The following is a 26604-nucleotide window of genomic DNA, read 5'->3' on the forward strand; positions in this document are numbered from 1 at the left end:
TACTTGTACATCCGAAGCATAGCCAGTAGTATCGTAACCACTGGTGCGGGTGGGGTTGGCGGGGTTGCTGATATCAATGATTTGCAATCCGTCATTCCCATCAGCGATATAGGCGTAGTTCCCCACTACTTGTACATCCGAAGCATAGCCAGTAGTATCGTAACCACTGGTGCGGGTGGGGTTGGCGGGGTTGCTGATATCAATGATTTGCAATCCGTCATTCCCATCAGCGATATAGGCGTAGTTCCCCACTACTTGTACACCCCAGCCAGAGATATTGTAACCGCCAGTGCGGGTGGGGTTAGTGGGGTTGCTCACATCAATGATTTCTAAAGTATCGCCAACTGAGTAAGCATAGTTACCTACCACTGTGACAGCATTGGCATAGGTCAACCAATCCCATTCCCCTACAAAGGTTACTTCCATCTGGTTTAAGATGTAGCTGGTAATATTTATTGCAGTGGAAGTATTACCAGCCGCATCTCTAGCAGTAATTCCTAGAGTAAAACTGTTAGGGAAGGTTTCAAAGTCATTGGCTGCATCGGCGACTCCTGCTGCTGTGAGGGTAATTACCCCGCTGTTGTTAATGGTAAAGAATCCATCTGGGTTACCGCTGACAATACTGTAACCTGTGACAGCTACGTTATCGGTAGCAGCAACGGTTCCTACTTGGTAACCTGCGACTTGGTTTTCTGTATAGCTGAAGGTTTGATTAGGTTGGATAACTGGGGCTGTGTTATCTACATTATTATTTGTATCATCATTTCTAATCGTCCCCGCAGCAGTACCAGTGGTAATAGTAGCGTTACTGGGGTTAGATAAGGTAATAGTAAAGGTCTCATCCTGCTCTACTACCCTATCACCAGTGACATTGACGGTAATTACTTGAAATGTTACCCCTGCTGCAAAGGTGACTGTACCCGTGGGGAGGGTTCCGCCAAAGTCCTCTGTATTAGCAGGGTTGGTTCCTGTACCTGTAACCGCCCAGTTGGCAGTACTGGTGTTAAATGTATCTCCTGTGCGGGTGACTGTGAAGGTGAAGGGGGTAGTACCTGTGTTCCCTTCAGCCCTTGTTGCATTACTAGGGACGATGGCAATGAAGGGGGTGGGCGCTATGGTATCTACCCCAAAGGTAAAGGGATTGGATGTGCCAATATTACCTGCGGGGTCGGTTTGGGTAGCGCTGATGATTTTATCTGTTCCCTGTCCAATGGTCTCTAGGTTGGCTGGTGTCAGGCCATTGGCTTCGTCCCTTCTCGTAGTTTCCAATAGCTTTGTCCATTCAATAATCATAAATTTCTCTTCACTTAATACCTGCAAAAACCTTACCTTTAGGCGATCGCCGTTGAAAACTAAAAAAACTGGGATTGTTACTTAAAATACGTAATTTATTAAATGTGTTTTTTATATATTTAAGTACAATTATAAGATTTAGATAAGTTTGTCATCTATCTTTAGATAGATATTTGAGAATTTGAGACCCTCCGGGCTAAATCCGCGGGGACAAGTAACCCAGTCCCGATTAATTGCGTTACTGCTGGGCTGGTATCCATACCGTAAAAATTGAACCAATGGCTACAGTAGATTCCACTTCAATGCGACCGCGATGGAGTTCTACCAGTTGTTTAGTTAAGGCTAAACCGAGTCCTGTACCTTCGTAGCGCCGGCGATAGGGTGTATCTAATTGCTGAAATTTTTCAAACATCACTGGTAATTGTTCTTCAGGAATACCAATTCCAGTGTCTTCAATTTGAAAGACAGCCATATCATCTTCTACCCAGATCCGCAAGGTAACACTACCACCTCCTGGGGTAAACTTAATCGCATTGGTTAATAAATTCCAGAGAATTTGTTCTACTCGCTGTACATCAGCAGTAAACAGATCCCGTTGGGGGTCGATTTGTAAATCCAGTTGAAGATTAACCTGTTGGTTATCAGCTTTTTCTAATAGTGACTCTAGGGAATTTTTGGCGGTATGGGTTAGGGAAAATTCCGTAATATTTAATACAGTTTTTCCCGCTTCAATTTGGGATAAATCCAGGATGTCATTAATTAGCTCTAATAAATGTTCTCCACTGTCATGGATGGTTTGCAGGTAATCTCGTTGACGTTGACTCAGTTCTCCGAGGGGCCAACGTAACAAAGTGGAAGACATCCCAATCACATAGGTTAAAGGCGTGAGTAATTCGTGACTGATGGTAGCCAGAAATTCGCTTCTGAGGCGACTAGCAGCTTCTGCAGCTAGTAAAGCCTCCCGTAGGGCTTTTGTCCGCTCAATTACTCGTTGTTCTAAACTTTGTTTTTCTTGGGTAAGGGTGCGGGTAGCTTGTTGTAAAGATTGCATCAACTCAGCTTGATGAATAGCAATGGCTAATTGTTCGGCTATGGAAGTGAGTAAACTTTGATCACTTTCGCTCCACTCCCGTGGGGTATGACATTGATGAGCAATCAATAGACCCCACAGATTTTGCTCAAATATAATTGGTGCTACTAACTTAGCCCTAACTTGGCATTTTCGTAATAAATTCAATAAACATTGTTCTGTGACATAAGTTTTTTCCACGTCGTCAATTACTAAGGTAAATCCTTGGCGATACTTTGCTAAACAGCTGGAGTTCTTAGACCAACAGTCGTTTTCTTGATAAGACAACACCGAGGAAATCGCACCTTCAGCCCTCTCCTCATAGACGATACAACCCCCCATCTCTCCTGGGGGTAGGTTTTCATCTATGGTTATGCCATGTAAGCTATCAGTTTTGACACTCAAACCCTGAAATTTATATATTACTAATCGATCCAGTGCCAGAAATTCCCGTACCATACCGATCGCCGTGGCCATAATCACTGGTAAATCTAAGCTTTTGCGAATCTGGGTGGTCACCTGATTTAACAGTCGCTCTTGCAAAATCTGTTTTTTTAAGGCATCTTCCACAGGCTGACAAGTATAAACTTGAGGAATGGCTACGCATCCCGGGCTATCAGCAGGGGTTAAAGGATCTATAATCTTCTGGGATGACTGTGTGCCGATATACTCTAATAACAACAGTGTAAATTTAGTTTGGGTCTGAGGATCATTAGGTCTGACAAGCTCTCGATAGCGTTCCAGATTTTGGTGTGTGTCAGAATTTCCCTCAAATAAGTCTCGTACCTGGGAGACAAATAAAGCGATCGCCTCAGAATTAAATGTCAAACTGCTATTGTATGCGGCGCAATTCCCCCCATTCCCCGGTGCTAAAGTTCCCACCAAAAGAGCGCTAAACTCCTGAGAAATCAACAGTGTAAACCTTTGGTTGCGCCACTCTTGGGGTAAACAAATCCTGACTAATACAGACTCAGTGAGTACCAGTGCAGCACTTCCGACGACTTGAGCCATCTGCTGTAACAATTCCCCAAGCTGATTATATACAACTAAAGGCAAGTTTCGAGAAAAACTCAAATCAGGAGAACTAAGCATTTTTAATGGTCTGGTAATAATTTACGTGGCGGAAGACAGTGTAAAATCTCTTGTAGAGTGCGTCAGATATGAAAAATCTGTTTATTGATGGCATTCATGCACTTCTTGGCATCCTATTAATATGTCATGTAATAACTTGCACGGGCGAAAACAGTGTTATATTCAACAGTTTAAGGGGGTAATACAAGATTATGCATCGTATCAGCGCCACACCGGGGGGATGGAATCAGTCCGCAGGGTTAGTTTTGATCGAACAATCTCCCGCTCCTTTTGTATTCATTACCGCCGCTGATACCGACATTCAAACCCTCGCAGTAGCAGTGACTCAATTACCACCAAACTTCCCAGCCATCAGGGTTGCTAGTCTGTTGCAGTTACAGCAAGAAATAACTATAGATTCCTATGCTGAGGAAGTTTTAGAATCTGCCCAAGTGATTATTTTGCGTCTGTTAGGAGGACGTTCTTATTGGGCATATGGTTTAGGAGTGGTGCAAGAAATTGTACAACGTCAAGGTACAACTCTGATTGTAATGCCTGGTGACGACGGTCTAGACCCAGAATTAATTTCCCAATCTACTTTGCCTTTAAGTGTTATTAATCAAGTATTACAATATTTCCGAGAAGGCGGAGTAGAAAATATTGTTAACGCTCTAAAATTTATCTGTGATACCTGTCTTCATACTTCTTTCCCAGCCTCACCACCCAAAGGGGTTCCCCGTGTTGGGTTATATAACTGGGGAATGGGGACTAGGAAATCAGCAATAGCTAAAGTGGGCATTCTTTTCTACCGCGCTCATTATCTATCTGGTAATACTAAAGTAATTGATGCCTTGTGTACAGCCCTGGCAAAACGTAATTTACAACCTGTACCAGTGTTTGTTTCCTCATTGCGTGATCCTGATGTTCAAGGAGAATTAAGTGAGTTTTTCCAGCCTAAAGATACAGAGCAAATAGGAGTACTACTAAATACTACAAGCTTTTCTCTGGCGCGGTTGGAAGCAGAAGCACCCCAGCTAGACCTTTGGCAAAAATTGAATGTCCCAGTCTTACAAGTTATCCTCAGTGGTGGTGGAGTGGAGCAGTGGGAGTCACAATTACAAGGACTTTCCCCCCGGGATATAGCCATGAATGTGGCGCTACCAGAGGTAGATGGGCGGATTATTACCCGCGCTGTTTCTTTTAAAACTGTACAAAAGCGCCATCCTGACTTAGAAACAGATGTGATGGTTTATGAACCAGTGAGCGATCGCATTGAGTTTGTGGCCCAACTAGCAGCCAACTGGGTAAACCTGCGCTCAAAGCCTCCCCAAAAGCGCCGTATTGCCCTGATTTTGGCAAATTACCCCAATCGCAACGGCAGATTAGCTAATGGCGTAGGATTGGACACACCAGCCAGCTGTGTAGAAATAATTAAGGCTTTACAAAATGCGGATTATGTGGTAGAGAATCCCCCCAGAAATGGAGATGAATTAATCGACATTCTGACTAGTGGGGTAACTAATGACCCAGAAGGTAGAGATTTTCGCCCTGTGCTGCAAAGTGTTGACCGTGAAGATTATCAAAAGTATTTTGCTAGTTTACCCACAACTGTACAGCAAGAAATTACTCAAACATGGGGATGTGCTGACTCTTTCCCCATTCCAGGAATCCAACTGGGTAACATATTTGTAGGGATTCAACCACCACGGGGTTATGATATTGACCCTAGTTTGAATTATCATGCACCGGATTTAGTACCCACTCATGCTTATTTAGCCTTTTATTATTGGGTGAGGGAAATTTTCAGCGCGGATGCAGTGGTTCATGTGGGGAAACATGGCAATTTAGAATGGTTACCCGGTAAAAGTGTCGCCTTATCCAGTCATTGTTATCCCGAAGTAGCTTTCGGACCACTTCCCCATTTTTACCCCTTCATTGTCAATGACCCAGGGGAGGGTTCTCAAGCTAAACGTCGGGCCCAAGCGGTGATTTTAGACCACCTCACTCCCCCCATGACCAGAGCAGAACTTTATGGCGCACTACAACAGTTAGAAAACTTGGTAGATGAATATTATGAGGCGGAAAGTTTAGATCCTGGGCGTTTACCGTCAATTCGCGATCGCATTCGGGAATTAGTTATCCAAGAAAATCTCCACCAAGAGCTAGGTATTGCCATAGAAAGCGATATTTTAAAGTTTGAATCAGTAATTTTAAACTTCATCGGTGGCTATCTGTGTGAACTCAAAGAAGCGCAAATTCGCGACGGTTTACATATTTTCGGCCAATGTCCCCAAGGGCGACAACTGCGAGATTTAATAGTGGCGATCGCCCGTATCCCTAACCGTTACTCCCTAGGTATCACTCGTCACCTAGCCACAGAGTGGGGACTAGAGTTTGACCCCCTAACCACGGATTTTCACACTCAGTTATCAGAAATTGATCAGCAAATTTTACACAACATCACCCCAAAAACCTGTCGCACCGTCGGCGACGCAGTAGAAGTTCTGGAAATACACGCCGCCCAATTAGTAGAACAACTCCTGAATGCTCCCCCCCTTTCATCCCCCCATCTTGACTGGATTAAAACTAAACTCATCCCCGCCTTAGAACAAACCAAAGACGAAATCACCAACTTACTCCAGGGACTCAATGGTAAGTATATCCCCAGCGCCCCATCAGGCGCACCCACCCGGGGAAGACCAGAAGTTTTACCCACCGGGAGAAACTTTTATTCTGTGGATATTCGGGCCATTCCCACAGAAAGCGCGTGGGATGTGGGGAGAAAAGCCGCTGAAAATCTGATTGAATGTTACACCCAAGAAAACGGCGAGTATCCCCAAACCTTGGGTTTATCCTTGTGGGGTACTGCAACCATGCGCACCGGGGGCGATGATATCGCCGAAGCCCTAGCTTTAATGGGAGTGCGTCCTGTTTGGGACAGTGCAGCGCGGCGTGTAGTAGACTTTGAAATCTTACCCTTGAGCATTTTGGGTCGTCCCCGTGTTGATGTTACCTTGCGGATTTCGGGATTTTTTCGGGATGCTTTCCCCAATTTAATCGACTTATTCGAGCAAGCTGTAATCGCAGTGGCCGCACTCAATGAACCCCAAGACTTTAACCCCCTGGCGGCACGAGTCAGCCAAGATACTCAGTTGTGGATGCAACAAGGCTTAACAGTGGAATCAGCGAGAGTGCGATCGCAATACCGGGTTTTTGGTTCTCAACCCGGTGCCTATGGTGCGGGTCTCCAAGGGCTGATGACATCACAAAACTGGATAGATGAGCAAGACTTAGCCCGTGCTTATATTAACTGGAGTTGCTACGCTTACACCAGTGGTAGTTCCCCCGATACTCAAGGGGAATTAGTGGGTATTTCGGCACCAGAAGCCTTTGAGCAACGCCTAACACAAATGCAAATTGTTTTACACAATCAAGACAACCGGGAACACGACTTACTCGACTCCGATGATTATTACCAATTTCAAGGCGGTTTAACAGCAGCCGTGCGATCGCTACAAGGAAACAACCCGCAAACCTACTTTGGTGATCATTCTCATCCCGCTCAACCAAAAGTGCGCACCCTCAAAGCCGAAATTGCCCGGGTGTATCGTTCCCGTGTAGTTAACCCCAAATGGATTTCCGGAATGATGCGCCATGGTTACAAAGGTGCCTTTGAAATGGCGGCGACGGTAGATTATTTATTTGCCTATGATGCCACAGCCCAATGTGTCGAAGACCATATGTATGAGGGTGTGACACAAGCATATTTACTAGACCCTATAGTTTGTGAATTTATCCAGGATAAAAATCCTTGGGCAATGCGTGATATTGCCGATAAATTATTAGAAGCGCACCAGCGAGGTTTATGGCAGGATGTAAACAGCAAGACATTAGATAAGTTGCGAAATCTGGTACATCAAGCAGAAGCAACCATCGAAGAAAAATAAATCAGGAGATATCACATGGACAATCTTGCATATTTATATTTAGCCAATACCTATGAAAACAGTGCATCTAGTGAATTAGCATCCTTGAGTGTCTTATTCAAGAAAGCATCTGCCCCCGACTGGAAACGCCTTTCTGGTGGAGCCTGGAAGCACTTGTTACCCTTAGCTGTGGCTGTATCTATTCTGAGTTCTATCAGCAGTGCTTTCGCACTACAAAGAGGTGATCAAGGTCCTTCGGTAGCCAACCTCCAAAGACAATTGCAACAAGCTGGTTTTTACCGAGAGCAGATCACACAAGTCTATGATTTTTCCACAGAAGATGCTGTACGGCGTTTTCAAGCATCTCAAGGTTTAGTAGTTGATGGGGTTCTGGGAGTAGAGACACGGCAAAAATTAGAAACCTCGCTGAGACAACCAGTAAATCCCCAACCCTCCACACCAACTATTACCAGCACCGTAGTACCCACCATCAACAGTCATGTGGAATCTATTCCCCCGCTGACCACTGCTAGTACACCGTTTGAGACAGTAAAAACCTCAACACCGCAACCACAAAAAGTTACAACTGCGAAAACTCCCACTCAACGCCGTCATCCCCAGTTGCTCCACAGAGGTGATCAAGGCGAAGATGTCAGGGTTTTACAAGAAAGGCTGCGAGTTGCAGGTTTCTATTCTGGTAAAGCCACCGGGGTCTTTGGTCCGGTTACTGAAGAAGCTGTCAAACAATTCCAAACAGCTTCTAAATTAGATGCAGATGGCATTGTTGGCCCGTCCACAATCAAAAAATTGCCCCCTGTGGGCGTTGGTGGCGCAACAACAACCCCTCCCACACCCAGACAAACAGCTAATCCAGACAATCTCAGAATGGGTAATCGGGGTGAGGCCGTCAGACTGCTTCAAGAACATTTGATCGCGGCCGGATATCTAACCGCAACACCAACCGGGTATTTTGGTTCCCAGACTGATGATGCTGTGCGTAGGTTTCAAGCCGCTAATCACTTAGCTGTCAGTGGAATTGCTGGACCGACTACTAGAGCTAAGTTATATAGCTTAATTAACACCGGCCGCCAGGGTGATTTCAGTGTCTTGGAAATTCAAAGGCGACTACAAGCACAGGGTTTCTATCGAGGTGATCTCAACGGCGTTATGTCCGATGAGACTAAACGCGCTCTTCAGCAAGCAAAAACATTTTACGGCATCAATGTAAGTAATCTCACTAGCGGAAAACTTTAGGTTCTCACAGCTACAAAGGCATCAGAGACCGTTGGCACTGAGGACAGACTGCATGAATTGTCATTTGACAGTCTAGCAGGTGGAATCCCTCTTTTTGAGCCGTTTTTCCACCTATTTTTAAAATCGAGTCGTTTTTAAACTCGATAGTCGCGTTACATTTAACACAAATTAAATGGTGGTGGTGATGGGGGGAGGGTTGGTTAATTTCATAATGCTTATGTCCTTCTCCCAGTTCTAGTTCCCGCAAAATCCCCATCCGTGCCATCAGTTTCAACGTCCGATAGACTGTTGAAAGGCTGATTCCCTGACCCTCAGTCTCCAGTCGATGATAAAGATCCTCAGCGCTGAGATGTTCACCTTGGGGAAGTTCTTGGAAAATGTGTAAAATCGTCTCCCGTTGGGGTGTTAAACGCCAACCTCTATCATTTAGTTCTGCCTTGAGCGAAGAAGATGTGTAAACAGTCATATTAATTCTTTTCTCAACAAAGCCTATTAGTTGAGAATATAACAAATTCTGGGATTAAGCAATAAATATTTCTTCTTGCCAAAAATTCTAAATAAATTAGTGAAAAAAAACCCTGGTAAATCTATGGAACCTCCGCCACGCTACGCCATGACTAGGAGAAAGCCGATGGTAGATTTGTTTGGTTGTGGAACCTAGGCGGTTCCAGATTTGAACCTAACTTAAGGACTCTAAATAATCCCGGATAAAGTTGCGTCGTTTCGGTTGGCGCAGCTTTTGCAAAGCTTTGGATTCTATTTGACGTACTCTTTCTCTAGATAAGTCCAGAGCGCGGCCAATTTCGGCTAGGGAGTAAGGATGACCATCCGCTAAACCAAACCGCATCAGTATTACATCACGTTCACGGCTAGTTAAATCTGCTAACAAAGTATGCAAGTCTCTTTGTAAAGATTCTCGCACTAACATTTCTTCGGGGGTAATCCCGTCGGTTTCCAATAATTCCCCTAATTCGGTGTCTTTATCTTTGCCTACCTTCGTCTCCATGGACACGGAACGTGGTACTTTAAGTAACACTTCCCTGACTTGGTTCGGTGTCATTTCTAACTCAATGGCTAGGTCTTCTAAGGTGGCTGTACGACCTTTTTCTTGAGAGATTTTCCGTTGCGCTTTTTTAATCTTGTTCAGCTTTTCTGTAATATGAACAGGTAAGCGAATTGTGCGGCTATAGGTGGCGATCGCCCGTGTAATTCCCTGACGAATCCACCAATAAGCATATGTACTAAAGCGATATCCCTTAGTGGGGTCAAATTTCTCAACCGCTCTTTCTAAGCCTAAAGTTCCCTCTTGGACTAAATCCAATAATTCTAGTCCCCGATTTTGATACTTTTTCGCCACGGACACTACCAAGCGCAAATTAGCCTTGATCATGTGTTCCTTAGCTTGGAGTCCTTGGGATTTGATTTGTTCTAGCTCTTCGACTGTTAACTCAGCAATTTCTGCCCAGCGGCGTTTGCCATTTGCTAAAGTAGGTTTGAGATCCAATAGATTCATCCCCGCACTACTAGCCCACCTTTCCAAAGATGGGCGGTGTCCTAGTTCAGATGTCAGACGCTCCTGAACCTCAATTAACTTGAGAAATGGCACAATCACTTGATCCCCTTGCTGTGCCGCATTAGTTAGTACAGTCCGCATCCGCAAGTAGCGTTGAACTTTTTGGGCTTCTGAAACTTCTTGATCCCGCCCCAGAAGCTGTACTCGCCCAATTTCCTGAAGATATAAACGTACTAGGTCTGTACTCCGACGGTTAGTACTCCCTTCCAAGTGAGCATGGTCTGTTGCTGCTACTTGTAACTCTTGGATATCATCAGCCGATAACTCATCATCAATAGTCAGTTCTGTATTCAAACTCTCGACAGACTTCTGAGCGTAGGAAGCCTCATCTGCATAAAAAGATATTGCTGGCATATGGCTAGTCTCAATGGCTCCAGGTAACAATAGATAATGGTGCAACTAATGAACTGGTGCTATTGCGTGATTCAACATGAACTAATCTGGTAGAGGTTTTAGTTAAGCTTCTGAGCCAGAAAACACACTGATATTTTTCACACTGTTACCGATGTATCGGTTGAGCGTTTCAATTGAACCAATAGCTATTCAAATCTATATCTAGGCTTTAAATAAACATGGAATATTTTAGTGAGGGTTTTAACACAGGATATTTATATGGCTGATGCCACGATACGCTATCAGGCTGATCTTGGTAACTTGTAAAACATATGTTTACCATCGCTATAGTGATATATACATCGGGGTGAAAGAATATCCTGACGATTTTATGATTTTTTTTTCTAGGGATTATTCAGGTTCACACTATTCGTAATACTTTGTCATCCTACGCAGGATTAACAGTTGTACTCTGGCTTAATATCTCGTAGCATTAGTTCCTCCAAAGCTTGTCGCGGTGTGACTTCACCTTGCAGCAAGGCATAAACTTGTTCGGTAATGGGGATAGCAATACTGTGCTCCTGGGCTCGTTTGATTAAGACTTGACAAGTATTCACACCTTCGGCTGTTCCTGGTAAATTTGCCAGAACTTCTACTAGTGTTTTACCCCCAGCCATCTGGTAACCAACTTGGTAATTACGACTGAGGGGACTGTTACAAGTCGCTAACAAATCTCCTAGACCTGATAAACCATAAAATGTTTCTGTCTTTGCACCCCAATTTTGGCCAATGCGAACCATTTCCGTCAGTCCACGGGTGACTAAAGCGGCTTTGGCGTTGGTTCCTAGATGCAAGCCATCACATACACCAGCTGCGATCGCCATAATATTTTTTAATGTTCCCCCTAGTTCCACACCGATGGGGTCAGGATTGGTATATACCCGGAAACAACTAGAAGAAAATACCTGTTGCACCAATTGAGCCGCTTTCTGGTTCTTGCTGGCCACTACCGTTGCTGCTGGTAGTGATTGGCGAATTTCCGCCGATAAATTTGGCCCCGACAAAACAACTACTGGATGATCAGGGAATGCTCCTTGCCAAATTTGCGACGGGGTACAGGTAGTTTGGGGATCTAGTCCTTTGGTAGCTGTGACAAAAATTGTTTTGGCTGACAGGGGGAGGAATTCCATTTGAGACACTATCTCACTCACCCCTGTCATGGAGATCGCCGACAAGATGATGTCAGCATTTTGTAAAACTGCTGATAAACTTACTTTTCCCCCACGTGACCAGATCCGCACCTCATGGCCGTTGTCCGTGGCTAAGTTGGCTAAGGCCATAGCCCAAGCACCAGCACCCAATATACCTATGGTAGTTTTTTGCACCACTGTTAACAATCATTGACAATTACTTAAAGACTCAACACTTACCTGACGGGGGTAGCGTTGCATTAGTTCTCTGACTTGCTCTGCATGATATGAGCTTCTTGTCAAGGGTGAAGACACAACTTGTAAAAATCCGATTTCCTCACCGAAGACCTGCCAAGCTGCAAATTGTTCTGGGCTGATAAAGTCATTAACTTGCAAGTGTTTTTGACTGGGTTGGAGATATTGCCCAATGGTCAAAATGTCACAATCTACACTGCGTAAATCTGCCATGACTTGGCGGACTTCCCCATCAGTTTCACCCAGACCCACCATAATCCCAGATTTGGTGTATACTTGGGGGGCTATTTGCCGCGATCGCCCCAATAATTCTAAACTCCGTCGGTAGTTTCCCTGGGGACGTACCCGGCGATATAACCGCTCTACCGTTTCTGTGTTGTGGTTGAGTACCTCTGGGGAGGCTTGTAAAATCACTTCTAAAGCCTTCCAATTACCGCACAAGTCAGGAATTAACACCTCAATTGTGGTTTGAGGTGAGAGTTCCCGCACCGCTTGAATACACAGCACAAACTGAGAAGCACCACCATCAGGTAAATCATCACGGTTGACCGAAGTAATCACCACATGATTTAGTTTCATCCGCTCCACAGCTGCTGCTAGTCGTCCTGGTTCTGTGGGGTCTAGAGGTTGGGGTTTTTTCTCAAAGTCAATATCACAGTAAGGACAGGCGCGGGTACAAGCCGGACCCATAATTAAAAATGTGGCTGTACCAGCTTGAAAGCACTCACCAATATTAGGACATGACGCTTCTTCACAAACTGTGTTAAGCGCTAAATCCCGCAAAATCTCTTTAACGTTACCAACGCGCTGCCATTGAGGCGCTTTTACTCGCAACCAGTCTGGTTTAACAGTCACAATCTGCCCTTATGAAGTTATACAAATCTCATCCTAGCAAACGGTAGCTTAATGAGTTAGGGTAAGATATTGATTATATATCAACAAAGTTGTACTATGATGATATAATCGTATCTTGTATGTCGTGGCGGGATGTAGCGCAGCTTGGTAGCGCACTTCGTTCGGGACGAAGGGGCCGCTGGTTCGAATCCAGTCATCCCGATGTACATTAACTTAATTTTATTTGTCCGCGTTGCCCAACTACCTAGTCATCAAGGTGTATTGGCGTTCAAAACTATGACAATCATAACTTTTATAGCCTTTTTCAGGCTCATGAAGTACACACCTATTCCCTGTTCCCTGTTCGGTGTGTTCCCTCAAACTAAAAAAAATTGTACCTCACGAGCATAGGAAATCCTATATTGATTTCTATTGCTTCAGTTAGGAAAAATCCCAAACGAAGTGCGCCTTTCACCCCACCTAAATTGGAGTAGATGACTTGAATCTGGCCGCCCTAAACCTGGAAATGCAGCAGCACCTATGAACTCCAGCACCCATGACCATGATTTTTATGCTTGGACACAAGAACAAGTAAACCTGTTAAAAACAGGACAACTTGATCAAGTCGATTGGCAAAATATTGTCGAAGAAATAGAAGACATGGGACGCTCAGAAAAACGACAATTAGAAAGCAGATTAGAAATTTTAATTATACACCTTTTTAAATGGCAATTTCAGCCCAGCTTACACTCTCGCAGTTGGCAATTAACCATTAAAGAGCAACGGCTGCGTTTAGAAAAACTCCTGGAAAAAAACCCTAGTCTTCAACCTCATCTCACTGCAGCCATAGAAGATGTTTATCCTCTAGCTACCATTAGCGCCGAAAGAGAAACGGGATTATCATCATTTCCCCAAACCTGTCCCTACAAACTCACAGAGATTTTATCCCCTGAATTTTTACCACAGTAAATTATAGAAGTCGAAGATATTGGCTGTAGGAGCGATCGCACTAGGACTGCTGCACTGAGCAGATCGCACATCTTAACTGATAGGAAGAGCAATTACCATCAATTGAAATTCAACTAATATAGTCTTGAAGAATTAGCTTCAATTCTTTACTAATTGGTAAACCATTAATTTCTCTACAGAGGTTATGCAAAGATTCGCCTTGAGCTTTTCTGACTCGATAGATTTCCTGGAGTAGTGTCGTTAATCCATATTTTGTTATTGCGTCTGATGCTAATCCTATGATTCCCAGTAATACAATACCGCCGAACATTCCGCCCGGACCTAAAATGGCTAATGCTGTAGTAATTGCAGCAGCACCAGCTAAACCAGTTGATGCCATTGTAATCAGAAGTATAACTGCTGGTAATCCGACACCTGCTAATTTTCTAACAACTTCATCCATAAATACCCTCATGACGATAATTATGTATGTTAACAGGACGCTCCGGGGAGAGTTAGAGGAAATTTAAGAAATATTATAAGTAGGATTAGCTACTTACTTTTACTTGCACTAGGGTTTGATGGCTCAACCCTACACCTGGGATACAACCATCAAGATTTGGCAAAGGCGTTAATAGAGATATCCCCGACTTCTCACAGTCGTTTTGTTCAGTAGCCATGAATCTGAATAAAAGTCGGGGATATGAGACTCAGGAAAGGGAGGATGATCTTTAAGTTTGACTTAAACCGAATCAGTAGAGGTGCTTTAAGTGGACCTAAAAAAGTTCTTTTATGGACTCTTGAGAAATACCCGCGTCTTCAGACAGGGGAAGCTTCATTGATTGTATAATATTGCCCGGAGTAATTTAATCACCACTGGAGAATCCACGATGAATCAGCGCCCAGAACCAGTCCAGTTTGATGTAGTCTTAGTTGGTACTGGTAATGCTCCCGAATTAGTAGCGGTGTTGGGGAGAATCCAGGGTCTGCTGAGGGATTATAGTAGTCCTGACCCCAAAACAAGGGTAAAAGCCATATCCCAAGCACTGCAGTATGGCGATGAGGGGGTTAATTTACTTCTCCAAGCTTTAAGCACAGATGAATCAGCAGATGTAAAAGATGCAGCCTATAATCTGCTAGTGTCTAAGTATGGAAAATTAATTGAGATTATTCAGGCTTTAAAAACTTATAAATCACGAAAATCAATATCTTCATGGCAGTTGCAGTATACCACTGCACATACAGATGCGGTTAACTCAGTAGCCTTCAGCCCCGATGGTCGCACCTTAGCCTCTGGGAGTTGGGAGACTATCAAACTGTGGGATGTCGCCACCAGGTTGGAAATCGCCTCCCTCACGGAGGGCGTTATTTCAGTAGTATTTAGCCCCGATGGTTGCACCTTAGCCTCTGGTGGTTATGAAACCATCAAACTGTGGGATGTATCCACCCTACGGGAAATCACCTCCCTCAAGGGACATTCAGATGGGGTTAACTCAGTAGCCTTCAGCCCCAGCAATGGTCACATTTTAGCCTCATCGGGTAGTGAGGATGAAACCATCAAATTGTGGGATGTTGTCAACAGGGGGGAAATAGCCTCCATCAATCGAGGTTCAGTTGGCGTTGGTTCAGTAGCATTTAGCCCCGATGGTCGCACCTTAGCCTCTGGTGTGGATAACATCAAACTGTGGGATGTCGCCACCCTACAGGAAATCACCTCCCTCCCGGGACATTCAAATTACGTTAATTCAGTAGCATTTAGCCCCGATAGTCGCACCTTAGCCTCTGGCGATCGGGATGGAAGCATCAAGATTTGGCAACGGCGTTAATAGAGATATCCCCGACTTCTCAGTGTCATTTTATGCAGTAGCCATAAATCTGAATAGAAGTCGGGGATATGAGAGTCAGGAGCGGTGATTAACCACCCATGACCTTACTGATAAGCATCCATAGGTAAACAAGCACAAACAAAATGGCGATCGCCAAAAGCCGAGTCAACCCTACCCACACTAGGCCAGAACTTATATTCACGAGTCCAGGGACCAGGGTAAGCAGCTTGTTCACGGGAATAGCCATGATTCCAGAGTCCCGCAATCAAACTGTGAGCCGTATGGGGTGCATTTTTGAGCGGATTATCTTGCAGATCCATCTGGCCAGATTCAATAGCAGATATTTCTCCCCGGATAGCAATCAACGCCTCACAGAACCGATCTAACTCTGCGCGAGATTCGCTTTCTGTGGGTTCCACCATCATAGTACCCGCCACAGGCCAAGACACAGTAGGCGCATGGAAACCATAATCAATCAGGCGCTTGGCGATATCATCAACTTCGATCAGCGCCGACTTTTTCACCCCCCGTAAATCTAAAATACACTCATGGGCGACAAAATCATTTTTGCCCTTATACAGCACCGGATAGTAAGACTTTAAGCGGTGGGCGATATAATTAGCATTGAGAATTGCCACCTTAGTCGCCTGGGTCAAACCCTCAGACCCCATCATAGTAATGTACATCCAAGAGATAACTAAAATACTAGCACTACCCCAGGGCGCTGCAGCCACCGCCCCAATTTGAGCATCGCCAGAGGGTATAACCGGGTGTCCAGGGAGGAAAGGGACAAGATGTTGAGCCACACCAATCGGTCCCATACCAGGGCCACCGCCACCATGAGGAATACAGAAAGTTTTATGCAGATTTAAATGACAGACATCCGCCCCAATATCTCCAGGGCGACAAATACCCACTTGGGCATTCATATTCGCCCCATCCATATACACTTGTCCACCGTGATGATGAATAATGGCGCAGATTTCCTGAATCCCTTCCTCAAACACACCATGAGTGGAAGGATAGGTGACCATTAAAGCCGCCAGTTGATCCCCGTGTTTAGCCGCCTTGGTTTGCAAATCATCCAGGTCAATATTACCCAAAGCATCACAAGCAACTGGGATCACCTTCATCCCACACATCACCGCACTGGCGGGATTAGTTCCGTGGGCGGACTCAGGAATTAAACAAATATTACGGTGTCCTTCCCCCCGACTGTGGTGATATTGACGAATTACCAAAAGTCCTGTATACTCACCCTGAGAACCGGCATTAGGTTGTAAAGAAATTCCCGCAAAACCTGTAATTTCCGCTAACCAGGTTTCCAGTTGCTGGAAGAGGATTTGATAACCCCGGGTTTGTGCAACCGGCGCGAAGGGATGAATCTTAGCGAACTCTTCCCAAGTAACGGGGATCATCTCTGCGGTAGCATTCAGTTTCATGGTACAGGAACCCAAGGGAATCATGGATGTAGTTAAAGATAAATCCTTGGTTTCTAGCTGATGCAGATAACGTAATAACTCAGTTTCGGAGTGATAGCGGTTAAACACCGGATGAGTTAGATAACTGCTGGTGCGCTCCAACAACAGATGAGAATAGGAATCAGAAGTTAAATCTTCTAGAGTAAAGGGTAAGTCATCGCTGAGAGCGAAAATCTGCCACAGATCAATTAAATCTTCTGGGGTAGTAGTTTCATCTAGGGAAATACCCACAGATGTAGGATCAAAAACCCGGAGATTAATCTTTCTGGCTTGACAAGCTTGCAGAATTGGTGTAAGTGATTGTGCGCCTAACTCTACGCGCAGGGTATCAAAGAAATATTCAGAACTAATCCTGTAACCCAGCCGCTTTAGTCCTGCAGCTAAAATCACAGTTAACTGGTGAATGCTACAGGCAATGTTTTTAATACCATCTCCACCATGATATACAGCATACATACTGGCCATGACTGCCAATAACACCTGAGCAGTACAGATATTACTAGTTGCTTTTTCCCGCCGTATATGCTGTTCCCGGGTTTGTAAAGCCAGACGTAAAGCCCGCTGACCGTGAGCATCTTTTGACACTCCCACAATGCGCCCCGGAACCTGGCGCTTATACTGTTCTTTGGTAGCGAAGTATGCCGCATGGGGTCCCCCAAACCCCAGAGGAATACCAAAACGTTGAGTACTACCCACCGCAATATCAGCACCCAATTCTCCGGGTGGTGTCAATAAAGTTAAACTTAAAGGGTCTGCTGCTACCGTCACCAATGCACCCTGAGCATGGGCTTTTTCAATAAAAGCGCGGTAGTCGTAAATCGTGCCATCAGTAGCAGGATATTGCAGAATTGCCCCAAAAATCCCTTGGGTAAAATCTTGGCGATGATCACCGATAATGATTTCAATCCCCAAGGGTTGAGCACGAGTTTTCAACACCTCGATAGTTTGGGGATGACAGTTGTCAGAGACAAAATAAGCATGGGCTTGATTTTTGCACACCCCATAACTCAGACTCATGGCTTCAGCTGCTGCGGTCGCTTCATCCAGTAAGGAAGCGTTAGCAATTTCCAACCCTGTGAGGTCAATAATCATTGTCTGGAAATTGAGCAGGGCTTCCAGTCGTCCCTGGGCGATTTCTGGCTGATAGGGGGTGTAAGCTGTATACCAACCCGGATTTTCTAGAATATTGCGCTGAATCACCGGGGGGGTAATACAGTCATAATATCCAGTACCGAGGTATGAACGCCACACCTGATTTTTAGCGGCAATTTGTTTCAATTTAGCCAGGGCGGTATATTCACCCTGTGCTGGTGGTAATTTGAGCTTTTTTTGTAAGCGAATACCGGGGGGTACTGTGTGATCAATCAGTGAATCCAGACTTTGTAAACCCAATACCTCCAGCATTTCTTGGATTTCTTGGGAGTCGGGGCCAATGTGCCGTTCTGGGAAATTAGTTAACTTTGAACTGCTTTGACTAATTATTTCACTAATGATTGGTTCATGGCTGGATTGGGGAATAGGTGGGTAACTTACCACAAGTTGAACTCCAAACGTAACTACTTCATATTTTGCAACAAATATTCAAATATGTAGGGACAAGTCCCTACATATCTCATCTACTCCCCTTCTACCAGGGCGCGGTACTCATCAGCGATCAAAGCATCCCGCACCTCATCGGGGTCATTGATACGCACTTTTAACAACCAGGCTTCGCCATAGGGGTCTTCTGCTATTTGTTCGGGAGACTCAAGTAAAATCTCATTGCGTTCTATGACTGTACCGGTAACTGGTGAATTGAGGTCTTCAACGGCTTTCACAGATTCAATGGTGCCAAAAGTTTCTCCCTTGGTTACTAGGTCACCAATGTCTGGTAATTCCAAAAAGACAACATCACCCATTTGGTCTATAGCAAATTCAGTAATACCAATGGTGCCAATTTCTCCATCTAGCCGCACGTATTCGTGAGTATCCTGGTATTTCAAATCCTGCGGATATTCAAAAGACATTTTAGTTTTTTCCTTCCATCTCAAAATAGTTAGCGCCCACAGTTCCCTCAGTTATGGTCGGTCATGATCGCGTTTCCTAATTATATGAGGTCTACCATAGTTACCTTTTCCCTGGTTTAGGGGTCGGGTATGGCTTACGCAAGCGGTAGCTATCGGTGTACCTACTCAACCAAGAAATGCCATAACCATCATTTAAATTGAGTAACTCAAAACACATTATCAGTTAGTGAGACGATTTTGGGAGCGATAAAACGGACGTTTGACTACAACACCCGGGTAATTCTTACCACGTATATCTACTTCTAACTGTTCACCCACCTTTGTTAATTGAGTAGGAACATAGGCTAAGGCTATAGGATAGCCTAATGTGGGGGATAAAGTCCCGCTGGTAATCTCGCCCACAACTTCACCTGCTGATAGAATGGGGTAGCCATGGCGCGCAATATTCCGCCCTGACATTTGTAAGCCGATTAACCGCTTCTGCACTCCCTGGGCTTTTTGTTGTGCTAAAATTTCTCTACCGATGAAATCATCTTTACTGTCAAGGTGAACTAGCCACCCTAAACCCGCTTCTAGGGGGGTGGTGGTGTCGTCAATATCTTGACCATAAAGGGCCATGGCTGCTTCTAGTCTTAGGGTGTCTCTAGCACCTAGTCCGCAAGGGGTAACGCCGGTTTGATGCAGTCTTTGCCACAATTCTATACCCTGATCTGCATCTAGCATGACCTCAAAACCATCTTCCCCGGTGTAACCGGTGCGGGCGATAAATGCGGGTTTACCCAGTAGAGTTGTTTGGAGATGACCAAAGGGTTTAATAGGTTGTAGGTCTGCTTGTACTAAGCTCTGAAGATGTTGAACGGCCTCTGGTCCTTGGATAGCAATTAATACTTTTGACTGTGACAGGTCTTGAAATTCTACTTGATTTTGGTCTAGTTGCTCTAATAGCCATGCTTTATCTTTATCTGTGGTGGCTGCATTGACGATTAGTACAGCCTTTTGTGTGCCGGTGCTGTCCTCACCTTGATAGTATATAATAATGTCGTCAATAATTCCTCCCTGGGGATTGAGTAAGACTGTGTATTGTGCTTCACCTGGTTTTAGTCGGTTTAGGTCTGAGGGTACTAAGGGCTGAAGTTGGTTAATTAGGTGTTTACCTTGAAGGGTGAATTTACCCATGTGGGAGATATCGAACATCCCCGCGGTGGTTCTCACAGCTTCATGTTCCTGAGTAATACCAGTAAATTGTACAGGCATTTCCCAACCGCCAAAGCTGGTAAAACGGGCTTTGAGTTCTGCACTTAGTTGATATAAGGGGGTTCGCCTTAAGGATGGGGTGATGTCTTGTTGATGAGCCACAGGTATTTATGCGATCGCAGGTCATTATATATCCTAGGGTATGCTCTATAGTTATGGCTCAGGCTAGCCGGGGTTAATCACCGTCAGTAAGCTGTAATAGTGAATAATATAATTGTTGAGATTTGTTAACAAAAAAATGATTAAGTATTGGCAACTACTGGCTAGTTTGGTTTTAGTTACCTTTGTGTTTTTCTTCCCCCTCTCCGCTCAAGCTGCTAGTTCTTCTAGTATTACCCGTTCTGTGGGTGAGGAAGTAGGGGTAAAAGATTACTCTGGTCAAGATTTGGTGGGGACTGAGTTTACCAATGTGGTTTTAAAGAAGACTAATTTTAGTAATACGAATTTCCGCGGCGGTGTGTTCAATGGCTCTTTGTTAGAGGGGGTAAATCTCCATGGTGCAGATTTTAGCGATGGTATAGCCTATTTGACTAAGTTTAAAGGTGCTGATTTAACCGATGCTGTATTTACCAATGCGATGATGTTACGTTCTATCTTTGAGAATGTGGACATCACCGGGGCTGATTTTACCGATGCGATTTTAGATGGACCGGAAATTAAAAAACTGTGCGCTCAAGCTAGTGGGGTGAATCCTCAAACTGGTGTAGATACTCGCGAATCTCTCCAATGTAAGTAATAATACAGTATATTCCTTATAATTCAGGAATATAACTGAGAAGCCAGGGGTGAAAACCCCTGTTTAGATGTATTTAAGTTCATTAATTCCCTGGTGCTAATTTAGTAATACTTGCTTTGCTGCAACTTCCATCAGCTTTTCTCTGCTTTCTCTCGCTTGTTTTAATTTGGCTTCTAGGCGATCGCACAGGGACATCAGGCGATCGCACTTCTCTACAATCCGTTTTTGTTCTGCAAGGGGTGGGAGGGGAAATGGATTTTGGGCTACGTAGTTATTAGGAACTCGCTTTTGACCTGCGGTTCCTGTCATAATGGGAATCGCATTTTTGATAAAGGATACAGACTTAAAATAAATCAAGACATATTCAGGATATGTGAGATTATTAATAGGTCTAAAAATATGCAATTCAGTTGTCCCTGCTCCAGCCTGATTTTTTAACCCTCGCATAACACAAGACTTACCATTCTGAAAACAGGGGGTAATCTTAGCAATAGCAACATCCCCTTCAGCAAAATGTGTAAATCCTTTTTTAACTTCCCCCCATTTTCTAGTCTCATACTTAAGTGGATTGCCATATTTTTGTGGTATTAGGTTCATTGGAATGAATGCTACATCCAAATCATCTGGTAAACCATTTCTTGGATTAATCAAGCCAATTGTTTCTAAATTAGTCCAGCACCAATTACCGGGCAAAATTTCTAAATCTAGCTCTTCTTCATTCGATAAATTTAAATCAGCTTTTTGTATTTTATTGCCATAACTTAATTGTTGCTTTTTACAAATTATTCTATCTAACAGAACTGAAGCAGGTTCATCATTTGGATCTTGTCTTACAAGCTTACCCATGACAGCCAATTGCAAAATCAACTCCCGCAACTTAGCTGTTGCATTTGGCGCATCAGTCAACAAATCAAAATTTGTAAAAAAAGTATCTACTTTCATTTAAACGGATTCACAATTTCTAATTTATTATCTACCAATAACCCATGGTGCATATCTTCAGAATAGAGAATACTTGCTCCCCCAGCTAAAGCACAAGCAACAATTAAACTATCCCAAAAAGAGAAATTATACCTACTCCTAAGATTAGAAGAGTTCACAAAAATATCACGATTAAATGTAACTATGTGATAACCCTGATAAAATGCCTCTATTAACTGTTTTATTTTTTGCTCAGTAAAAGAAGATTTTTTAATGAGATTAAGACATACTTCATTAATAACTTGTGTACTAATGATTACCCCTTCACCATTGACTAAACCACAAGCTATATGGCGTTTGTTAATGTATTCATGATTTGCCAGGGCATAAATCCAGATATTAGAATCTAGAAAATGTCCATTCTCATGAATTGCGCTCATAAATCTCCTCTCGTGTCAAAGGTGGCCATTCAAACTCAACCGGATGCTCCATCAGTTCAGCAATAATATCTACTGCTGCTGTTCTTCTAGCTTTTTTCATCACAATTACTTTTACAGACTCTCCATCTAGTTCTCCTTGATAAATTTCAGGAATTTGAATTACACCATCTTTGACAATACCTTGAAATTCTACTACTTCCATCTGCATAATCTCATCTCCAGAGATTTTAAGATATTTTGTTTCTATCTATTATTCTATAGTTTGATCAACTTGATCATTCAAAGCTGACATCAACTCAAATTTTAACTTACCGCGCACATCATCTAACTCAGCCATGAGTTTGTGATATTCTGCTAACATTTCATCTAAATCAGCCTGTGCTACATCAACTTGGTGGGGATTCTTAATATCTAGGTTGTAATTATTCGCCTTTAAATCAGTAATTGTAACTTTCCACGCAAATTCATTCTCCTCGCGGTTATCCCACCATTGCTGCTCTGGTGCAAATTCCTCAAAGCGAATCGGCTTAGTTTTAGAATATGACTTATACCCCATTGGGTAGGGGTGTTCATAATACCAGATAGTTTCTGTGGGTTCTCCTTTAGTGAAAAATAGCAGATTAGTCTTAATACCTGTGTAGGGATTAAATACCCCATTTGGTAACCGCACAATTGTATGTAGATTGCAATCTTGCAGCAGTTTTTCCTTAATGCGAGTTTTCACACCTTCCCCAAACAGGGTTCCATCGGGTAAAACTATTGCGCCTCTACCGCCTTCTTTGAGTAAATTAACAATCAGCACTAAAAATAAATCTGCTGTTTCCTTGGTGCGGAAGGTAGCGGGGAAATTATCCTCAATTCCATCTTCCTCCATCCCCCCAAAAGGCGGATTAGTAATAATGACATCTACCCGTTCTTGAGGACTGTAATCCCGCAATGGTCGCGCCAAAGTATTATCGTGTTCGGCTGCGGGTATATCAATACCATGTAAAATGAAATTAGTGATACACAGATTATAAGGTAAGGGCTTTTTCTCGGTTCCGCAAATTGTCCTTTGCAGAACTTGTGGGACATCAGCACTTTGGAAATGTTGGCGAATGTAATCAATAGTTGCTGTTAAAAAGCCACCTGTACCACAAGCGGGGTCAAGGACAATTTCCCCTAGTTGTGGTTTGATTCTATCGACAATAAACTTAGTCACCGCACGGGGAGTATAATATTCTCCTGCATTTCCCGCACTTTGCAAATCTTGGAGAATCTTTTCATAAATTTCGCTGAACTGTTTTTTCTGCTCTTTTTTATTAAAGTCAATTTCATTAAGTTTGTTAATTACTTGGCGGATGAGAGTACCATTTTTCATATAATTGTAGGCATCTTCAAATACCTTACCAATCATTTGCCCACGGGGATCATTGGTGGTAGTTCTCAGGTCTTTGAGAGTTTTAAATAAAGTATTATCGACAAAATCTAGTAAAGCATCTCCGGTAATTCCTTCTGCATCCGCAGCCCAGTTACGCCAGCGTAAACTTTGAGGAATAGGAGATTTATAATTATCCTCTAGGAGTTCGTATTCTTGTTCACGAGCATCAAAAACCTTGAGAAAAATCATCCAAACTAATTGACTGATGCGTTGTGCGTCACCATCAACGCCCGCATCTTTGCGCATAATATCTTGAATAGTTTTAATTGTAGTGCTGATGGACATAATAAATTTTGTCTTTGTCCCGTTTGTCCTAGTGGGTGGCTGAATCTCTTAACCAGGATACTGGTAAACCCCACTACATAGCAAGGTCATAAATTTTCTGTTTTAATTCTTGCAAAATTTGTAAATAATTCTGCTTACCGCCAAAAATATTAATGATCTCTAAGGGAGTACCTAAATCACTGATGGGTTTAACTTTTAACACATCCAGAGTTTCAATATCTTCAACTCCCCGATCAGCGTACTTATCTAACAAAGCATTTAAAACCGTTCTGGCTTGTTCCCCATACCTGCTAAAGTAGTTACCCTTGCGGACATTGTTCGCCCTTTCCTTGCGTGTCAGTGGTGGTTGGTCAAAAACGACATGACAAATTAAATCTAAGGGGTCAAAATCCTGACCAATCTCTTTTTCTAAAGCTTCCCAAAGTACACCCAATTCTTGTAACTCCTGAATAATCGCCTGTTTCTGCTCACTAGAGCGCCATTTTTTTAAGAAAATATCTAATGAAGCGTACTCCTGAGTCACTGTTTTGCGAGTATAGTCTTTAATTGATTCTGTAATTAGCTTACCGTCTTTACCGTAGTATTGCTCTCTAATCAGAGTAACGTTAACTTCTTGATCTGCAACTACATACTTTTCTCGCTTCTGCTTGCGGCTAATTTCACCATCATCTATGATCACCTCATCATCCCCATGATCAGGGGGATTAATTGGGTCATCGGGTTTGGGTTGATAAATTTGTACAGGTTCACCATCAAAGTCAGGGTCAGCAAATAACTGGGTTGCTTTCTTAAAATCTATAATGGTGAAGAACATTTTACCGTAGTCTTCATCAATGCGAGTTCCCCGCCCAACTATCTGCTTAAATTTAGTCATAGACAGAATGCGCTGATCTAAAACAATCAACTTGCAAGTTTTAGCATCAACACCGGTGGTGAGTAACTCAGAGGTGGTAACAATGGTGGGATATTTACTTTCTGAGTTGATAAAATTATCTAATTCTGCCTTACCTTGAGCATCATCCCCAGTAATTCGCATAATGTAGCGACTATTCTTGGCGACTAAATCAGTATTTTCATTCACCAATGCTACCCGCATCCGTTCCGCGTGGTCTGTGGTTTCACAAAAAACGATAGTTTTGGCAAAGCGATCGCTGGATTTGAGATAATCAGAAATTATCCGTGCTACTAACTCAGTGCGCTTCTCTAACACCAGGGTTTTATCAAAATCTTGCTGATTAAATATCTGGTCGGGAATTTCTTTACCGTATTTATCCCGTTGTCCTGGTTTCGGTTTCCATCCACTCAAGTCTAGATCAAAATCAATGCGAATAACTTTATAAGGAGCTAAAAAGCCATCTTCAATCCCTTGTTTCAGGGAATAGGTAAAAACTGGCTCACCAAAATAATCAATATTAGAAACTTCCGCTGTTTCCCTGGGGGTAGCTGTCAAGCCAATCTGGGTAGCGCTGCTAAAATAGGTTAAAATATCTCGCCATGCTGAATCCTCATTGGCGCTTCCCCGGTGGCACTCATCTATTATAATTAGGTCAAAAAAATCTGGAGAAAATTGGCGATAAATGTTTTTCGCCCCTTCATTTCCCGTCACTGCTTGATATAGGGAGAGATAAATTTCATAGGATTTATCTACCTGTCGCTGCTTAATTTTTGTCATTTTTGAGCCAAAGGGTTTAAAATCATTGACTCTAGTTTGATCAATTAAAATGTTGCGGTCTGCTAAAAACAGAATACGCTTTTTTGCTCCCGACTTCCACAACCGCCAGATAATTTGAAAAGCTGTAAAAGTCTTACCTGTACCCGTGGCCATCACTAACAAAATCCGGTTTTGTCCTTTGGCGATCGCCTCAATTGTGCGGTTAATAGCAATTTGTTGATAATAGCGGGGTTGTTTTTGCTCAGGACTGGGGTAGTAATCTTGGGAAATAATCCCCTGAATTTCCCAGTCAATCCCCTTCCAATTACAGTATTTTTGCCAAAGGTCTTCTGGTGTGGGGAACTGGTCAAGGGGAATTTCTCGCTCTCGCTGTCCCTCGGTCATAGTGCGATCGCACATCATAAAAGCGTCCCCATTAGCACTAAAGATGAATGGGACATCAATTAATTCCCCAGTGGCGATCGCCTGTTGCATTCCGGCGCTCACACTGTGATTATTATCCTTAGCCTCAATCACAGCTAGTGGTACACCGGGTTTGTAATACAGCACATAATCGGCGCGTTTTTGTTGACCCCGAATAGCAAGCTTACCCTTAACAATCACCCTCCCCTTTGTCAGCGTTACTTCCTCTCGAATCTGAGTATTGATATTCCATCCCTGATTCACTAAAGCTGGTGTGATGTACTTTGTACAGATATCACGTTCACTTAAAGATTTCTTATCAATAGCTTCTGACATAAAAGGCCTGCTGAAACTTGAGGTGTGTGAACACAAAAATACACAACCTCAGTATACAAGATTGGGTAGTCACCTTTAA

20 protein-coding genes and 1 tRNA gene are annotated in these 26604 nt (G+C 43.4%); 6 read left to right on the forward strand and 15 right to left on the reverse strand.

The window, feature by feature from the left end; translation table 11 throughout:
* Both NWP21_RS00005 and NWP21_RS00010 read right to left on the reverse strand, forming a co-directional pair.
* Positions 1-1293 (reverse strand): Calx-beta domain-containing protein (locus NWP21_RS00005; protein ID WP_348519739.1); only part of this gene is annotated, 1293 nt, incomplete at its 3' end.
* Between the two features lie 238 nt (positions 1294-1531).
* Positions 1532-3454 carry a GAF domain-containing sensor histidine kinase gene (locus NWP21_RS00010; RefSeq protein WP_280791139.1) on the reverse strand — a complete coding sequence of 641 codons (1923 nt, stop codon included), beginning with the start codon at positions 3452-3454 and terminating at the stop codon, positions 1532-1534.
* A gap of 191 nt (positions 3455-3645) precedes the next feature.
* Between NWP21_RS00010 and cobN the strand changes: the two genes are divergently transcribed.
* Both cobN and NWP21_RS00020 read left to right on the forward strand, forming a co-directional pair.
* Positions 3646-7380: a cobaltochelatase subunit CobN gene (gene cobN / locus NWP21_RS00015; RefSeq protein ID WP_280791140.1), complete on the forward strand. Its 3735-nt coding sequence runs from the start codon at positions 3646-3648 to the stop codon at positions 7378-7380.
* Positions 7381-7395: 15 nt separating this feature from the next.
* Positions 7396-8613, forward strand: coding sequence for a peptidoglycan-binding protein (locus NWP21_RS00020; protein WP_280791141.1), 1218 nt, complete (start codon positions 7396-7398; stop codon positions 8611-8613).
* A 10-nt stretch (positions 8614-8623) separates the two neighbouring features.
* On the opposite strand, the gene NWP21_RS00025 is transcribed toward NWP21_RS00020, so the two are convergent.
* The 4 genes from NWP21_RS00025 to lipA all read right to left on the reverse strand — a co-directional run bounded on the left by NWP21_RS00025 (position 8624) and on the right by lipA (position 12819).
* On the reverse strand, positions 8624-9079 hold the full coding sequence (locus tag NWP21_RS00025; RefSeq protein WP_280791142.1) for a transcriptional repressor: 456 nt from the start codon (positions 9077-9079) through the stop codon (positions 8624-8626).
* A gap of 213 nt (positions 9080-9292) precedes the next feature.
* A complete protein-coding gene (sigC, locus tag NWP21_RS00030) occupies positions 9293-10540 on the reverse strand; it encodes an RNA polymerase sigma factor SigC (RefSeq protein WP_280791143.1) in 1248 nt (415 codons plus the stop codon).
* A 437-nt stretch (positions 10541-10977) separates the two neighbouring features.
* Positions 10978-11904: an NAD(P)H-dependent glycerol-3-phosphate dehydrogenase gene (locus tag NWP21_RS00035; RefSeq protein WP_271730587.1), complete on the reverse strand. Its 927-nt coding sequence runs from the start codon at positions 11902-11904 to the stop codon at positions 10978-10980.
* 12 nt (positions 11905-11916) lie between these two features.
* A complete protein-coding gene (gene lipA, locus NWP21_RS00040; protein WP_280791144.1) occupies positions 11917-12819 on the reverse strand; it encodes a lipoyl synthase in 903 nt (300 codons plus the stop codon).
* Between the two features lie 128 nt (positions 12820-12947).
* Here lipA and NWP21_RS00045 point away from each other — a divergent pair.
* Positions 12948-13021, forward strand: a tRNA-Pro gene (locus tag NWP21_RS00045).
* A 317-nt stretch (positions 13022-13338) separates the two neighbouring features.
* Positions 13339-13767 (forward strand): DUF29 domain-containing protein, encoded by a 429-nt coding sequence (locus NWP21_RS00050; RefSeq protein ID WP_280791145.1) that lies wholly within the window; start codon positions 13339-13341, stop codon positions 13765-13767.
* 109 nt (positions 13768-13876) lie between these two features.
* Here the strand turns inward: NWP21_RS00050 and NWP21_RS00055 are convergent, their stop codons facing one another.
* The gene (locus NWP21_RS00055) at positions 13877-14209 is read right to left on the reverse strand and encodes a hypothetical protein (protein ID WP_280791146.1); all 333 of its coding nucleotides are present in this window, start codon (positions 14207-14209) and stop codon (positions 13877-13879) included.
* Positions 14210-14636: 427 nt separating this feature from the next.
* Between NWP21_RS00055 and NWP21_RS00060 the strand changes: the two genes are divergently transcribed.
* Positions 14637-15572: a WD40 repeat domain-containing protein gene (locus tag NWP21_RS00060; RefSeq protein ID WP_280791147.1), complete on the forward strand. Its 936-nt coding sequence runs from the start codon at positions 14637-14639 to the stop codon at positions 15570-15572.
* A 104-nt stretch (positions 15573-15676) separates the two neighbouring features.
* Here NWP21_RS00060 and gcvP read toward each other — a convergent pair whose 3' ends face one another.
* From gcvP to gcvT, 3 genes are all read right to left on the reverse strand, one after another.
* On the reverse strand, positions 15677-18589 hold the full coding sequence (gcvP, locus tag NWP21_RS00065) for an aminomethyl-transferring glycine dehydrogenase (protein WP_280791148.1): 2913 nt from the start codon (positions 18587-18589) through the stop codon (positions 15677-15679).
* An 80-nt stretch (positions 18590-18669) separates the two neighbouring features.
* Complete coding sequence (gcvH, locus tag NWP21_RS00070; RefSeq protein WP_280791149.1) at positions 18670-19059, reverse strand: glycine cleavage system protein GcvH; 390 nt, start codon at positions 19057-19059, stop codon at positions 18670-18672.
* Between the two features lie 219 nt (positions 19060-19278).
* Positions 19279-20415, reverse strand: a complete 1137-nt coding sequence (gene gcvT / locus NWP21_RS00075; RefSeq protein ID WP_280791150.1) for a glycine cleavage system aminomethyltransferase GcvT — start codon at positions 20413-20415, stop codon at positions 19279-19281.
* A 139-nt stretch (positions 20416-20554) separates the two neighbouring features.
* On the opposite strand from gcvT, the gene NWP21_RS00080 reads away from it, so the two are divergent.
* Complete coding sequence (locus tag NWP21_RS00080) at positions 20555-21049, forward strand: pentapeptide repeat-containing protein (protein WP_280791177.1); 495 nt, start codon at positions 20555-20557, stop codon at positions 21047-21049.
* 96 nt (positions 21050-21145) lie between these two features.
* Here the strand turns inward: NWP21_RS00080 and NWP21_RS00085 are convergent, their stop codons facing one another.
* From NWP21_RS00085 to NWP21_RS00105, 5 genes are all read right to left on the reverse strand, one after another.
* Positions 21146-21991 (reverse strand): restriction endonuclease subunit S, encoded by an 846-nt coding sequence (locus NWP21_RS00085; RefSeq protein ID WP_280791151.1) that lies wholly within the window; start codon positions 21989-21991, stop codon positions 21146-21148.
* Complete coding sequence (locus NWP21_RS00090) at positions 21988-22410, reverse strand: PIN domain-containing protein (protein ID WP_280791152.1); 423 nt, start codon at positions 22408-22410, stop codon at positions 21988-21990. Before NWP21_RS00090 ends, NWP21_RS00085 begins: the two co-directional genes overlap by 4 nt.
* Positions 22394-22618 (reverse strand): hypothetical protein, encoded by a 225-nt coding sequence (locus NWP21_RS00095; protein WP_271730536.1) that lies wholly within the window; start codon positions 22616-22618, stop codon positions 22394-22396. The genes NWP21_RS00090 and NWP21_RS00095 overlap by 17 nt, the downstream gene beginning before the upstream one ends.
* A gap of 42 nt (positions 22619-22660) precedes the next feature.
* Positions 22661-24115 (reverse strand): class I SAM-dependent DNA methyltransferase, encoded by a 1455-nt coding sequence (locus NWP21_RS00100; RefSeq protein ID WP_280791153.1) that lies wholly within the window; start codon positions 24113-24115, stop codon positions 22661-22663.
* Positions 24116-24188: 73 nt separating this feature from the next.
* Entirely contained in the window at positions 24189-26525 is a 2337-nt protein-coding gene (locus NWP21_RS00105; RefSeq protein ID WP_280791154.1) for a DEAD/DEAH box helicase family protein, read from the reverse strand.
* Between the last annotated feature and the right edge of the window lie 79 nt (positions 26526-26604).

The sequence above is a fragment of the Anabaenopsis sp. FSS-46 genome (genome assembly GCF_029891665.1).
Lineage (GTDB): Bacteria > Cyanobacteriota > Cyanobacteriia > Cyanobacteriales > Nostocaceae > Anabaenopsis > Anabaenopsis arnoldii.

What these genes read in the sequence shown, in the direction of transcription:
- NWP21_RS00010 (WP_280791139.1), bottom strand. Translation starts at nt 3,454, where the DNA reads ATGCTTAGTTCTCCTGATTTGAGTTTTTCTCGAAACTTGCCTTTAGTT.
- cobN (WP_280791140.1), top strand. Translation starts at nt 3,646, where the DNA reads ATGCATCGTATCAGCGCCACACCGGGGGGATGGAATCAGTCCGCAGGG.
- NWP21_RS00020 (WP_280791141.1), top strand. Translation starts at nt 7,396, where the DNA reads ATGGACAATCTTGCATATTTATATTTAGCCAATACCTATGAAAACAGT.
- NWP21_RS00025 (WP_280791142.1), bottom strand. Translation starts at nt 9,079, where the DNA reads ATGACTGTTTACACATCTTCTTCGCTCAAGGCAGAACTAAATGATAGA.
- sigC (WP_280791143.1), bottom strand. Translation starts at nt 10,540, where the DNA reads ATGCCAGCAATATCTTTTTATGCAGATGAGGCTTCCTACGCTCAGAAG.
- NWP21_RS00050 (WP_280791145.1), top strand. Translation starts at nt 13,339, where the DNA reads ATGAACTCCAGCACCCATGACCATGATTTTTATGCTTGGACACAAGAA.
- NWP21_RS00055 (WP_280791146.1), bottom strand. Translation starts at nt 14,209, where the DNA reads ATGGATGAAGTTGTTAGAAAATTAGCAGGTGTCGGATTACCAGCAGTT.
- NWP21_RS00060 (WP_280791147.1), top strand. Translation starts at nt 14,637, where the DNA reads ATGAATCAGCGCCCAGAACCAGTCCAGTTTGATGTAGTCTTAGTTGGT.
- gcvH (WP_280791149.1), bottom strand. Translation starts at nt 19,059, where the DNA reads ATGTCTTTTGAATATCCGCAGGATTTGAAATACCAGGATACTCACGAA.
- NWP21_RS00085 (WP_280791151.1), bottom strand. Translation starts at nt 21,991, where the DNA reads ATGAAAGTAGATACTTTTTTTACAAATTTTGATTTGTTGACTGATGCG.
- NWP21_RS00090 (WP_280791152.1), bottom strand. Translation starts at nt 22,410, where the DNA reads ATGAGCGCAATTCATGAGAATGGACATTTTCTAGATTCTAATATCTGG.
- NWP21_RS00095 (WP_271730536.1), bottom strand. Translation starts at nt 22,618, where the DNA reads ATGCAGATGGAAGTAGTAGAATTTCAAGGTATTGTCAAAGATGGTGTA.
- NWP21_RS00100 (WP_280791153.1), bottom strand. Translation starts at nt 24,115, where the DNA reads ATGTCCATCAGCACTACAATTAAAACTATTCAAGATATTATGCGCAAA.
- NWP21_RS00105 (WP_280791154.1), bottom strand. Translation starts at nt 26,525, where the DNA reads ATGTCAGAAGCTATTGATAAGAAATCTTTAAGTGAACGTGATATCTGT.